This is a genomic window from Streptomyces sp. NPDC008092, from assembly GCF_042957285.1.
GTDB lineage: Bacteria > Actinomycetota > Actinomycetes > Streptomycetales > Streptomycetaceae > Streptomyces.
In genome coordinates this window covers 39619-51797 of the sequence record NZ_JBIBHY010000001.1, presented here as the reverse complement: position 1 = coordinate 51797, position 12179 = coordinate 39619, and the positions used below count along the sequence as shown (strand labels likewise).

Sequence of the window (12179 nt, the reverse complement as noted above, 5' to 3'; positions counted from 1 at the left end):
CCCGGACACGGGTTGTGCGGCTGGTGTGAGCGTAGTCGAGTGTCAGCGGTGGGGCCGATCACATCCGGGGGCCTCGGGGGCCGCCGGTTCGGGGAAGCCCCGCGGACTCGCCTGTTCCTGGCAACGCGCCGCGGTTGACCGTCTCATCGGCCGCATTCCAGGCACCGGGCCGGACAGCGAGGCCGGCACGGCCGGTGTCGGTCGGTGTGCGTCCCTGCCAGGTCCGTCTCTCCCAGGTCCACGGATCGTCCTGACGAACCGCGCGGTGGAGGCCGCCGTGACGAGGGCGGTCGCGGCACGCACCGGCCTGCCGGAGTACGACCTCTGCGTACGGACGACCGCGGCCGCGCCCGGCGGTCACGTGACCCGGGCGCGGATGCCGGGCGGCTGGTGGAGCATGAACGGGGAGGCCCGGCGGAGGCCGCGGACCATCTCGAAGGAAGCACTGTCTGAGAGGCCACCATGCGTCTGGAATACGCCCCCGAGACGATGAGCAGCACGGATTTCTACAGGTTCCTGACATCGGTCGTCGTTCCGCGGCCGATCGCCTGGGTCTCCACGGTCACACCCGACGGACGTACCGAGAACCTGGCCCCGCACTCCTTCTTCAGCATCGCCAGCACCGATCCCCCGATCGTCCAGTTCACCTCGATCGGCCGGAAGGACTCCCTGCGGAACGTCGAGGACACCGGCGAGTTCGTCGTCAACTTCTCGTCCGAACCGCTCCTTCGGCTGATCAACGCGACCGCCACCGACTTCCCCCGTTCGGTGAGCGAGTTCGACATCGCGGGCATCGAGCGCGAGACCAGCAAGTGTGTGCGTCCGCCCAGGGTCGCCGCCTCCCACGCGGTTCTGGAGTGCCGTTCGCACACCACGCTGCGCATGGGCAACTCCACGCTGGTCTTCGGGCGCGTGGTGCATGCCGCCGTCGACGACGACTACCTCGTCGACGGCCGGCCCGACAGCGGGCTGCTGCGTCCGCTCACCAAACTGGGCGGCGACGAATGGGGCGCCCTGGGCGAGGTCGTGCACCTGAACCGCATCCCCTACGAGGAGCCCGACCCGCACTGACCGGGGCCGGCCGGGTGCCCGCGTTCGGCGGCACGGACGATGTTGCGGGCCATGCCGCCGAAGACGGCCGCGTGAAAGGGCGACACGCTCCACCAGTAGAGCTGGCCGAGCAGGCCGTGCGGGTGGAACAGGGCGCGCTGCCGGTAGCGCGCGCCGCCGGCCCCCTCCTCGTCGACGTACATCTCCAGCCAGGCCAGGCCGGGCAGCCGCATCTCGGCGCGCAGCCGCAGCAGCCGCCCGCGTTCGATCTCCTCCACCCGCCAGAAGTCCAGCGAGTCGCCGACCCGGAGGCGCCGCGCGTCACGTCGTCCGCGGCGCAGGCCGACCCCGCCGGCGAGGCGGTCGAGCCAGCCGCGTACCGCCCAGGCCAGTGGGAAGGAGTACCAGCCGTTCTCGCCGCCGATGCCCTCGACCACCTCCCACAGCGCGCCGGGAGCCACCCCGGCGTGGCGTTCGCGGACGTCGGTGTAGAGGCTGCCGCCGGCCCACTCCGGGTCGGTGGGCAGCGGGTCGCTGGGGGCGCCCGGCACGGCGGCGGAGGACCAGCGGGTGACGACCTGGGCGTCCCGCACGCGCTGCAGCGCGAGGGAGACGGCGCGGTCGAAACCGATCGGGTGGCCCGGCGGGCCGGGCACGTACCGCCCGATGTCCCGTTCCCGGCACACCACCTCGTGGCGCAGCGACTCCGTCAGCGGGCGGGCGATGGAGGCCGGCACGGGGGTCACCAGGCCGACCCAGTGGCTGGACAGGCCGGGTGTGAGCACCGGCACGGGCACGATGAGCCGCCGGGGCAGCCCGGCGACGGCGGCGTACCGCTGCATCATCTCCAGGTAGGTGAGTACGTCGGGGCCGCCGATGTCGAAGACTCGGCTGACGTCGGGCGGCAGGGCGGCGCACCCCACCAGGACGCGCAGCACGTCCCGTACGGCGATCGGCTGGATGCGGGTGTGCACCCAGCGCGGGGTGACCATCACCGGCAGCCGCTCGGTCAGGTAGCGCAGCATCTCGAAGCTGGCCGAGCCGGACCCGATGATGACGGCGGCCCGCAGTACGGCCGTCGGCACGCCCGAGCCGAGGAGGATCCTGCCCACTTCGGCGCGGGAGCGCAGGTGCGGCGAGAGTTCCCGTTCGGGCACGTCGGCCGGGGTCAGGCCGCCCAGATAGACCAGGCGGCCGACGCCGGCCCTGCGGGCCTGCTCGCCGAAGACCTGCGCCGCCTGCCGGTCGGTGCGCTCGAAGTCGCGGCCGGTGCCGAGCGCGTGCACCAGGTAGTAGGCGACATCGACGCCCGCCAGCGCCGCCGCCACCGAGTCCGCGTCCGTGACGTCACCCTGGACGACCTCCACCCGCCCGGCCCACGGCTGGTCACGCAGCTTCCGGGGCGTGCGCGCCAGGCAGCGCACCCGGTACCCGGCGTCCAGCAGCTCCGGCACCAGCCGCCCGCCGATGTAGCCGCTGGCGCCGGTCACCAGACAGGTCCTCGGACCCGTGGCAGTGGTTCCGTTCACGTTCGCCGTCGTCCCGGCCGTCTCGTCCGCCACGCGAACCGCCTCAGTCGTCGTCCGTGCGCCCTCGCGCCGCTCGCCCCGGTACCTCTACGGTGCCGCCCGCCCGTCCGGGTACGCCGGGCGACTGGGGCATCCGGGTGACGCGGAGCCGGCGCATGCCGCGTCCCTCCGTCCATCCGTCCGCAGGTCATCCGTCCGTACGTCCGTGCCCGGCGGGTACGGCGCCTGTCCCGACGTGCGGACGGCGATCGCGCTCCCGGCGCGTACGCCGGGGTTCACCGGGCCTTCGGGGGTGCGGTGCTGGCGCGGACGACGAGTTCGGGGTCGAAGAGGAGTTCGCCGGTGGGGACGTCGCGGTTGCCGAGGAGGGCGAGGACGCTGCGGGCGACTTCGGGGGCCAGGCGGTCGGCGGGCTGGCGGACCGTGGTCAGCGGCGGGTCGACGAAGTCCATGATCATGGAGCCGTCGTAGCCGACGACGGAGACGTCGCCCGGCACGTCGTAACCCTGCCGGCGCGCCCCGCGGATCGCCCCCAGCGCCATGTAGTCGCTGGCCGCGACCACCGCCGTGGCACCACGGCCCAGCAGGGACAGCGCGGCGGACTGGCCGCCCTCGACGGTGTAGGACTGCCGCACCACCCACTGTTCCGGGTCCTCGATCCCGCGCCGGGCCAGCGAGTCGACGAACCCCCTGACCCGCCGGTCGGCCGGACGGTTGCCCACCGGACCCGACGCCATCCCGATCCGCCGGTGCCCCAGCCGGTACAGGTGGTCGACGGCGAGCTCCGCGGCCAGCAGGTCGTCGGTGGAGAAGACCGGCGCCTGACAGCCCCCCTCGAACTGCCCGTTGACCCCCACGAACGGGATCCGGCGCGAACGCAGCAGCTCGTACGCCTGCGGGTCCGCACCCTCGATCGTGTTGCTCGCGGACAGGAACACCACCGCGGCCACCCCCCGGTCGGCCAGCGCGGTCAGGTAGTCCACCTCCTGCACCCCGCCCGCGAAGCACGGGCACAGGATCGTCTTCAGGCCGTGCGGCGCCAGCACCGACTCGATCCGCTCGCACACGTCGGCGAAGAACGGGTTGGAGACCAGCTCCGTGACGACCGCGACCAGCTGCCCCTGGGTCTGCCGCTCGTACCCCAGGTCGGCCATCGCCTGCTCGACCGCCTCACGCGTCTTGCGCGAGACCCCCTGACGCCGGTTGATCACACGGCTCACCGTCGCCTCACTCACCTGCGCCCGGCCCGCGACCTCGGTGATACCGACCTTCATACGGCTCCCTCCTGCCCCCGTCGTGCCCCGTCGTGCGGCCCTCGCGCGGCCGTCGCGCGACCGTTCGCAGGCGTCGATGATACGCGGCCCTGCGCGGGTCACGCTGCCCGGCCCCGATTCACTTGCAGGATCAAGATGAAAACTTTCGCCCGAATCAGGCAGCGAGATGTGCGGCATCATCAAGCCACTTGCAACTTCGCTGTGCATGACCATTGAACGGCTTCTTCCGGCCCTGTTAGCTTTCGGCCACGACTCGGCCGCCCGCCCGCCGTAGCTGAAGACCGGAGACCCGATGAAGCCCTCAAGGCTCATGCTGCTCACCGCCGTTGCTCTGCTCACGCCGATCGCCCCCGCGACCTCCGCCGCGACGGCACCGCGCACGAGCACCGACTCCCGTCCCCAACTCGCCCTGCCCGACCCGGGATTCGAGAACGGCGGCACGGGCTGGACCTTCGACCCGGGCACCGGGGTCGGTACCGGCAACGTGCACAGCGGGAGCCGTTTCCTCTACCTGGACGCCGGTACCGGCAGGACCGCGCGGCTGGACCTCGTCGCACCGCGCGACGGCAGCTACGACTTCTCCACATGGGCGGCGAGCGCCGGCACCGGCGGTACCTACACGGTCCGGCGCAACGGCGAGACCGTCGGTACGGTGGAGCTGCCGCAGCGCACCGGCTACGCCCGGTACACCGTCAGCCGTGTCGCGCTGAAGGCCGGAGACCGGCTGGAGATCGCCTTCGGCTCGGGCAGCAGCTGGGTCAACGCCGACGACCTGATGATCTCGCCCGCCGCGCCGGCCGACCCGAAGGTCACCTCGTCCGACCCCGAGGTCGTCGAGATGTTCGACTGGGCGAAGCGGAAGGCCAACAGCTGGGTGCAGCTGCCCGGCACGGTCGGCCCGGTCAACGCCGACGAGTACCACACGAGCGGCACCGGCACCGCGACGTACGGGCCCAGCTACTGGGCCGGATACGCCAACCGCAGCGCGTACTACTCGCGGGACATGGCCCACCAGCTCGACGGCGCCCATCTGCTCGGCCTGGACACCGAGAACGAGACGATGCTCCGCTCGTACGCGGCCTCCGCGACCGCCGAGCACAAGTACTTCCCGGTGTGGTCGCTCAACTTCGACGCCAGGACGTACCTGAGCATCGACTACAAGAACCCGGACGACTTCGTGCGCGAGGTCCCCGCCGTCTTCGAACTCGTCGAGAAGGCGGCGCAGGCCTACCTCTGGACCGGCGACCGCAGATACGTCGACGACCCGGCGCTCTGGGACTTCTACCGGCACGCCACCGAGGACTTCATCGACCTCCACAACAGCGCCAAGGACAACGGCAGGGTCAAGGTCGCCGAGGGCACGGGCAAGGGCATCTTCGCCGGTGCCGCCAGCTACAACGAGCAGGACGGCGACGACCTCGCCGAGGCCGGGGACACCATCGCCTCGGAGTACCAGGCGTACCTGGCGATGGCCGTGCTGGCCCGCGGCAAGGGCGACACCGCGCTGGCGAAGACGTACGACCGGCGGGCCGCCGACCTGAAGGCGTACTTCAACGACGAGTGGAGCGGAACCGGCAGCGGAGCCGCCATGGTCCGCGCGTACACCGTCTCCGGCACCCCGGTCACCGGCTGGGGCAAGGAGAACAGCGTGTTCATGCCGATGAAGCAGATCATCGACCCCGGCCCGCGCAACGACGCCTACCTCGACTACATCCAGGCGCAGGAGCTGGGTCCCGAGGGCTCGCCCAACATCGAGTCGACGACGTACCTGCCCGACATGTTCTTCCGGAACAACCGCGCCGACACCGCCTGGTGGTGGATGAAGAAGATCTACGGCGAGCGGGACGTCCAGCACGTCAACTCCAGCCAGGGCCCGGACGGCGACTACCCCGAGGTGTCGTTCACCCTGGTCAGCCAGACCGTCGAGGGCCTGATGGGCATCACCCCGAACGCCGCGGACCATCAGGTGACCACGCAGTCACGGCTGCCGTCCGGCATGAAGTGGCTCCAGGTGGCGGACATCCCCGTCGGGACCGGCACGATCACCGTCCGGCACGACGCCGCGACGAAGACCACCCTCACCAACAACTCCCGCCACGGCGCCTACCGCTGGGAGGCCCGCTTCCCCGGCGCCCACAAGAGGATCACCGTCGACGGCGTGCCGCAGCGGGCGCGCACCAGGACGGTGAACGGCGTGACGTACACGTACGCGACGCCGACGGTACGGGCGGGCGCGACCGCCGTGGTGCAGGTGTCCGGCTGAACGGGCGGCCGAGGGTGCGTCAGTGCCCCCAGCCGGTACAGGCCGAAGCGCCGTCGGGCAGCTCGACGCAGGCCCGCGCCTCGGACGGGCGCCCGACGCCGATCATCAGGGTGTAGAGATACCGGCCGGGCACCAGCACCAGCCGTGACTGGTGCCGCCCGTCGGTGGTGTCGACCCACACCCTGTCCCCGGTGCCCGGCGCCGTGATCCGGCCCCAGGCCGCCCGGCACGCCGGGCTGAAGCGGAGTTCCACGGTCCGCCCGGCGAACTCCCGTCGCGCCCGGGTGCCCGCGTCCGTCCAGCAGTCCGTGTCCTGCTGCTCCGCGTCGCGGTCCGTGCAGGCCTGCCCCCGGCAGGTACCGCTGGTGGGTACGGGCGCCGGTTCCCGGTGCCAGCCGCCGTACGCCCACGCCACGGCGCCCACGCCGAGGGCGGTGACCAGCGCGGTCCCGGCCGCCACGAGGAGGACGGTGCCGCGGCGCGGCTTCCGGCCCCGGGGTTCCGGCCCGCTCCGGTCGTCCGGGGTACGCGGGACGGGGGCGCTCGGCGCGGGCGCGCCCGAGCCGGGTCCGCCCGGGACGGAGGCGCTCCGGGCAGGGACGGTGGGCTCGGCGGGCCGGCCAGGGGGCCGGTCCGCGACGGCGGCGGCCCCGGGGGCGGACTGCGGCCCCGGCGCCGCTTCCGCCGGGCCGCCGGTCGTGCCCGCCCCGGTGGCGTGGGCGTCGCGGCCGCTCCATGCCCGGTCGGCGAGCTGCCACAGCGCCAGCAGCCGCACCGGATCCGCACCGCTCAGCTTCGCGAGCGTCTCCACCGCGTCCCGGGGCGGGAGCGTCTTGCCGTTGAGGTACCGCTCCCAGGACGACTTGCTGTACGCGGTCCTGGCCGCCAGCGCGGCAAAGCTCAGCCCGGTCCCCTCCCGGGCCTCCCGCAGCCGTTCCACGAGGTGGCGGACCTCGGGTGCGGTGTCCGCCCGCGCCGAACGGCCCGGCGCCGGCCCGGCGCCCTCAGTCACCCGGCTTCCTGAGCTCGCGCCAGGTCATGGGGCCCACGATGCCGTCGGCGGTGAGTCCGCGGGACCGCTGGAACCCCTGGACCGCGGCCCTGGTGTGGGGCCCGAACGAGCCGTCGATGCCCTTCGGGTCGAAGCCGTGCCGTCTGACCAGGCACTGCACCTCCGCCACCGCCTCGACGGTGATGCCGACGTGGTACTCGTCGGTGACGGTCGTGCTGTGCCCCGCGTACAGCAGGCCGTCGTGCAGGGTGAAGTAGCACGGGAACGTCTCGGCGGAGTAGGTGGAGGTCGGCACCTTCGTCGTCGCGGTGGCCGCGCGGGGCTCCGGCTCCGCCGACGGGGACCCGGGCCAGGTGATCGCCACGGCCACCGCCGCCACCACCGCGAGGGCCGCCGCCACCACGGCGACCCCGGCCACCGTCGCGGCCGGCCGCCGCCGACGCGGAGTCCGGGACGCTTCCCGTGGACCGGTGTCCGGTCGGCCGGAGTCGGATCCGCCGATATCCGAGCCGCCGATATCCAGTTGGCCGGTGTCCGGTCGGCCTGAGTCCGCTCGGCCCGTATCCGCTCGGCCGGTGTCCGGTCGTTCGACGTCCGGTCGGCCGTCTGCCGGTCCGCCGGGCTCCGTGCGCCCGTCCTGCACCGGTGACTCGCGGGGCTCCTCGGGCACCGCTTCGAGGATCTCCGGCTGTTCCGGCTCCCGCGAAGCCGAAGCCGGTGCCGAAGCCGGGACCGGTAACACCGTCGGGGCCGGTAACACTGCCGGTGCCGGTGACACACCCGGTGCCGGTGACGCACCCGGTGCCGCTGCCGGTGCGGTGAGACCCGGCGCGGTGCCCGAGGTGGCCACCTCCCACAGCGCCGCCAGGCCGATCCGGTCGCCGCCGCACACGTCGGCCATGATCTCGACCGCGTGCCGGGGCGGCGTCACCCTGCCGTTCAGGTAGCGCTCCCAGGACGACTTGCTCAACCCCGTCCTGGACGCCAGCGCGGCCATGCTCAGCCCGCTGTGGTCCTTCAACCGGCGCAGCTCGACCACAAGCCGGCGGATCCGGGGATCCGTCGACTCGGGCAGCGCCTTCCATCGCGGCATGCCCCAACCCTTCGCGTACGCCGTGGCGCACCCGTCCAGCCCCCGTCCAGCCCCCGTCCCGCCTTCACGATATCCACACATCCCGCCGTACCGTCGTCCCGCGCGACATCCCGGCAGCTCAGCGGCGGGATCGTCCCCTGTTGTCCCAACTGACCCCGAGCCATGGCCGGTTGGGCGGCGGCTCGGTCACCATGGACCGGGCACCGACCGCAACCGGTTCCGGGGCTCCCCACGACAGCCACCGCGGCGGCAGCCACCGAGGAGCGAGACATGCGACCGACACTCCGGGTGGAGCCGGCGACGGCGAGTGTCTGTCGCGCCGGCCTGCGGACCGGCTCCGACGGCGCCTGCGGATTCTGACCGCGGCGCTCCGCGAACCAGCTCGCGCGGGGGCGACGGGGGTGTCCCCGCGCGAGCTGCCCCACCCCGGGCCTGCTCCGCGGCGGCCCCGCTCCCTTTGTTGGAACGTCATGACAAAGTGATTGACATCCCCTGAGGGCGCCCCCATAGTACGTGTCACTAGAGCGCGCTAATAAAGCGCTCTAGCACAGGTACAAGCCGTCGGCGGTCGCACCCCTGGCCGTCGGCAAGGAGCTCCGTCCCCACCCCGTGCGAGGCATCCGGCCGGCCACCGATGCCGCACCCCACCGCTCGCTCCCCCGGGATTCCTTCCCCGTCACTCACCGCTCGTTCCGCTCCGCAGAGCCGATCCAGACCGCACAGCGAGGTGCAAGGGACATGCACAGAAACCACCGAGCCGCCGCCATGGCCGCCACCGTCCTGGCAGGCGTCCTGCTCGCCACAGGCTGCTCCAGCAGCTCCGGCGGCAAGAAGTCGCAGGACGGCGGCGCGGTCGCGGCCGCCGGCAAGGCGTCCACGCCCCGGATGACGGTGGCCATGATCACTCACGCCCAGCCCGGCGACACCTTCTGGGACCTGATCCGCAAGGGCGCGGCCGCGGCCGCCGCCAAGGACAACATCAAGCTGGTCTACTCCGCCGACCCCAGCGCGGCCAACCAGGCCAACCTGGTGCAGAACGCGATCGACCAGAAGGTCGACGGCATCGCCCTCACCGCGGCCACGCCGGACGCCCTGAAGGCGGTGGTGGCCAAGGCCAGGGCCGCGGACATCCCGGTCGTCGGCTTCAACTCCGGTCTGGACGCCTGGAAGAAGCTCGGCATGCTTGAGTACTTCGGCCAGGACGAGAACATCGCGGGTGAGGCCTTCGGGCAGCGCCTCGACCAGCTGGGCGCGAAGCACGCCCTGTGTGTCGTGCAGGCCCAGGGCCAGGTCGCCCTCGAAGCCCGCTGCGCGGGACTGGCCAAGGGCTTCAAGGGCAAGACCGACAAGATCTACGTCAACGGCGCCGACATGCCCTCGGTCAAGTCCACCGTCACGGCCAAGCTCCAGCAGGACCCCTCGATCGACCAGGTCGTCACCCTCGGCGCCCCGATCGCCCTGACCGCCATCCAGTCCGTCAAGGACGCCGGCAGCAAGGCGAAGGTGGCCACCTTCGACCTGAACACAGACCTGGTGTCCGCCGTCCAGGACGGCTCCGTGGAGTTCGCGGTCGACCAGCAGCCGTACCTGCAGGGCTATCTCGCCGTCGACTCCCTGTGGCTCTACAAGAACAACGGCAACTACAGCGGCGGCGGCACGGCGCCCGTCCTGACCGGGCCCGCGTTCGTCACCAAGGAGAACGCCGACTCCGTCGCCAAGTTCGCGGCCAACGGCACCCGCTGACGTCCAGTCAGCGATCAGCCGGCGGTCGGGCCGTCTCCTGCGGGGGGCGGCCCGCTCGTGCCGCGTACCACCAGCTTCGGGTCCAGCACCGCTTCCCGGGGCTCCAGTTCGGGCTCCTCCAGCCGCTCCACGGCGAACCGCACCGCGTACTCGGCCATCAGCCGCGCGTCCTGGCGGACCGTGGTGAGGCCGACCGGCATGAGGTGGGAGAGATGGCTGTCGTCGAAACCGACCACGGAGACGTCGCCCGGGACCTCGACACCGCCCCGGGTCATCGCCATCAGCACGCCCATCGCGCACCGGTCGTTGCCCGCCAGCACCGCGGTCGGCAGCGGCAGGCCGCGGTCGCGTTCGGCGAGCAGCAGCCGTCCGGTCTCGATGCCGGACTGCTCGGTGTGCGCACCGGGGATCACCCGGGTCTCCGGCTCCAGTCCGTGCCGGCGCATCGCGGCCCGGTAGGAGCGCCGCCGCTCGGCCGAGCCGGGACCCCGGCCGCCGTCGATGTGCACGATCCTGCGGTGGCCGAGCTCGACCAGGTAGTCCATGGCCTGCCGGACACCCTTGCTCTCCGCACTGTGCACGAAGTCCACCCGGGCCCGCGGCACCCGGCTGCTGACCGACACGGTCACGACACGCCGGCCGAGGTCGTCCAGGTAGGCGGGGTCCGCGTCCGGGCCGAGCAGGATCAGCGCCTCGCTGCGGTGGGCGAGCAGCGCCTCCACCGCCTTCTCCTCGCTGCGGCCCTCGGCGGCGGCGGAGAGCAGCACGTCGTAGCCGAGCCGCTCGGCCTCCGGGTAGATGCCCTCGATGAGGTCGGTGTGGAAGGTCTGGTGGACGGTGAACATCACGCCGAGGGTGCGGCTGCGGCCCCGGGCCAGCAGCCGGGCCGCGCTGTCGGGGCGGTAGCCGATCTCGTCGGCGACCCGCAGCACCCGCTCGCGCGTCTCCTGGCTCGCGCCGGGCTGGTTGCGGAACACGATCGACACCAGCGCCCGGGAGACACCCGCCCTGTCGGCGACGTCGGCCATCGTCGGCCGCCGCCTGCCCGCTGCATCCACCAGTGCACCCACCCTTCGACGGAGCCCACCCTAGGCCCTGCCCCGGAAGCCCCCGGAAATCCCTCGGCAACAAGGTATTGACATGACATTCGGACAGGGGACATCGTACTCGCACTAGAGCGCGCTAGTAGAGCGCGACAAAGGTCCGCCTCACGCGACAGAGCACCCCTCCCCGAAGGACCCCCTCCCCTCGAAGGACACGCCATGGCAACGGCGCCATCCGCCCTCCGCACCACCGCCGGCAACCTGTGCCTCGGCTCGGCCCCCGACTCCTGGGGCATCTGGTTCCCCGAGGACGAGCACCAGGTGCCGTACACCCGCTTCCTCGACGAGCTGAAGCAGGCCGGCTACGCATGGTTCGAGCTCGGCCCCTACGGCTACCTCCCCACCGACCCGCAGCGGCTCAAGGACGAACTCGACGCCCGCGGGCTCAAGGTCTCCGGCGGCACCGCGTTCGGCGCGCTGCACCGCCCCGAGGCCTGGGACGAGATGCTCGCCCACGTCCAGCAGGTCGCCACGCTGACCCGGGCCGCGGGCGCCCACCACCTGGTCCTCATCCCGCCCATGTACCGGGACGAGAGGACCGGCGCGTTCACCGAGCCGCCCGAGCTGACCGCCGAGCAGTGGGCGGGCTTCGGCAAGGCCGCCGACCGGCTGGGCCGGCTGCTCCTAGACGAGTACGACGTACGGCTGGTGATCCACCCGCACGCCGACAGCCACATCCAGACCCAGCCGGAGATCGAGCGGCTGCTGAACGAGTCCGACGGCCGGTACACGAACCTGTGCCTGGACACCGGGCACGTGGCCTACGGCGGCGGCGACAACGTCGACCTCATTCGCCGCTTCGGCGAGCGCGTCGGCTACGTCCACATCAAGCAGATGGACCCGGAGATCCTCGCCCAGGTCGCGGCCGAGGACCTCGGCTTCGGCGAGGCCGTGAAGCGGGGCGTGTGCGTCTCGCCGCCGGCCGGGGTGCCGAACCCCGCCGACGTGATCGCCGAACTGGCCGGGCTCGACGCCGAGTTGTTCGTGATCGTCGAGCAGGACCTGTACCCGTGCGCCCCCGAGGTGCCGCTGCCCATCGCCACCAGCACGCGCGCGTACCTGAACGGCCACGGGCTCTCCGGCACCCGGCGCCCCGCCCCCGGCCGGTGAGG

9 protein-coding genes are annotated in these 12179 nt (G+C 72.5%); 4 read left to right on the top strand and 5 right to left on the bottom strand.

Annotated features, from left to right (window positions below; translation table 11 throughout):
- Positions 1-462: 462 nt before the first annotated feature.
- Positions 463-1071 (top strand): flavin reductase, encoded by a 609-nt coding sequence (locus ACFZB3_RS00235; protein ID WP_391367272.1) that lies wholly within the window; start codon positions 463-465, stop codon positions 1069-1071.
- Here the strand turns inward: ACFZB3_RS00235 and ACFZB3_RS00230 are convergent.
- Both ACFZB3_RS00230 and ACFZB3_RS00225 read right to left on the bottom strand, forming a co-directional pair.
- Positions 1047-2579, bottom strand: coding sequence for a DUF2867 domain-containing protein (locus ACFZB3_RS00230; protein WP_391369653.1), 1533 nt, complete (start codon positions 2577-2579; stop codon positions 1047-1049). The genes ACFZB3_RS00235 and ACFZB3_RS00230 overlap by 25 nt on opposite strands.
- 275 nt (positions 2580-2854) lie before the next feature.
- Positions 2855-3853 carry a substrate-binding domain-containing protein gene (locus ACFZB3_RS00225; RefSeq protein ID WP_391367270.1) on the bottom strand — a complete coding sequence of 333 codons (999 nt, stop codon included), beginning with the start codon at positions 3851-3853 and terminating at the stop codon, positions 2855-2857.
- A gap of 292 nt (positions 3854-4145) precedes the next feature.
- Between ACFZB3_RS00225 and ACFZB3_RS00220 the strand changes: the two genes are divergently transcribed.
- On the top strand, positions 4146-6116 hold the full coding sequence (locus ACFZB3_RS00220; RefSeq protein WP_391367268.1) for a hypothetical protein: 1971 nt from the start codon (positions 4146-4148) through the stop codon (positions 6114-6116).
- 19 nt (positions 6117-6135) lie between these two features.
- Here ACFZB3_RS00220 and ACFZB3_RS00215 read toward each other — a convergent pair whose 3' ends face one another.
- Positions 6136-7128 (bottom strand): helix-turn-helix domain-containing protein, encoded by a 993-nt coding sequence (locus tag ACFZB3_RS00215; protein ID WP_391367266.1) that lies wholly within the window; start codon positions 7126-7128, stop codon positions 6136-6138.
- Complete coding sequence (locus ACFZB3_RS00210; protein WP_391367264.1) at positions 7121-8221, bottom strand: helix-turn-helix domain-containing protein; 1101 nt, start codon at positions 8219-8221, stop codon at positions 7121-7123. Before ACFZB3_RS00210 ends, ACFZB3_RS00215 begins: the two co-directional genes overlap by 8 nt.
- 738 nt (positions 8222-8959) lie before the next feature.
- Here ACFZB3_RS00210 and ACFZB3_RS00205 point away from each other — a divergent pair.
- The gene (locus tag ACFZB3_RS00205; RefSeq protein ID WP_391367261.1) at positions 8960-9964 is read left to right on the top strand and encodes a substrate-binding domain-containing protein; all 1005 of its coding nucleotides are present in this window, start codon (positions 8960-8962) and stop codon (positions 9962-9964) included.
- 14 nt (positions 9965-9978) lie between these two features.
- Here ACFZB3_RS00205 and ACFZB3_RS00200 read toward each other — a convergent pair whose 3' ends face one another.
- Entirely contained in the window at positions 9979-10992 is a 1014-nt protein-coding gene (locus ACFZB3_RS00200; protein WP_391367258.1) for a substrate-binding domain-containing protein, read from the bottom strand.
- Between the two features lie 234 nt (positions 10993-11226).
- Here ACFZB3_RS00200 and ACFZB3_RS00195 point away from each other — a divergent pair, with 234 nt between their 5' ends.
- Positions 11227-12177 (top strand): TIM barrel protein, encoded by a 951-nt coding sequence (locus ACFZB3_RS00195; RefSeq protein WP_391367255.1) that lies wholly within the window; start codon positions 11227-11229, stop codon positions 12175-12177.
- The last annotated feature ends 2 nt before the right edge of the window (positions 12178-12179 follow it).

Coding starts and splice junctions, on each gene's coding strand:
- ACFZB3_RS00225 (WP_391367270.1), bottom strand. CDS start 3,853: ATGAAGGTCGGTATCACCGAGGTCGCGGGCCGGGCGCAGGTGAGTGAG.
- ACFZB3_RS00205 (WP_391367261.1), top strand. CDS start 8,960: ATGCACAGAAACCACCGAGCCGCCGCCATGGCCGCCACCGTCCTGGCA.
- ACFZB3_RS00200 (WP_391367258.1), bottom strand. CDS start 10,992: ATGGCCGACGTCGCCGACAGGGCGGGTGTCTCCCGGGCGCTGGTGTCG.
- ACFZB3_RS00195 (WP_391367255.1), top strand. CDS start 11,227: ATGGCAACGGCGCCATCCGCCCTCCGCACCACCGCCGGCAACCTGTGC.
- ACFZB3_RS00235 (WP_391367272.1), top strand. CDS start 463: ATGCGTCTGGAATACGCCCCCGAGACGATGAGCAGCACGGATTTCTAC.
- ACFZB3_RS00220 (WP_391367268.1), top strand. CDS start 4,146: ATGAAGCCCTCAAGGCTCATGCTGCTCACCGCCGTTGCTCTGCTCACG.
- ACFZB3_RS00210 (WP_391367264.1), bottom strand. CDS start 8,221: ATGCCGCGATGGAAGGCGCTGCCCGAGTCGACGGATCCCCGGATCCGC.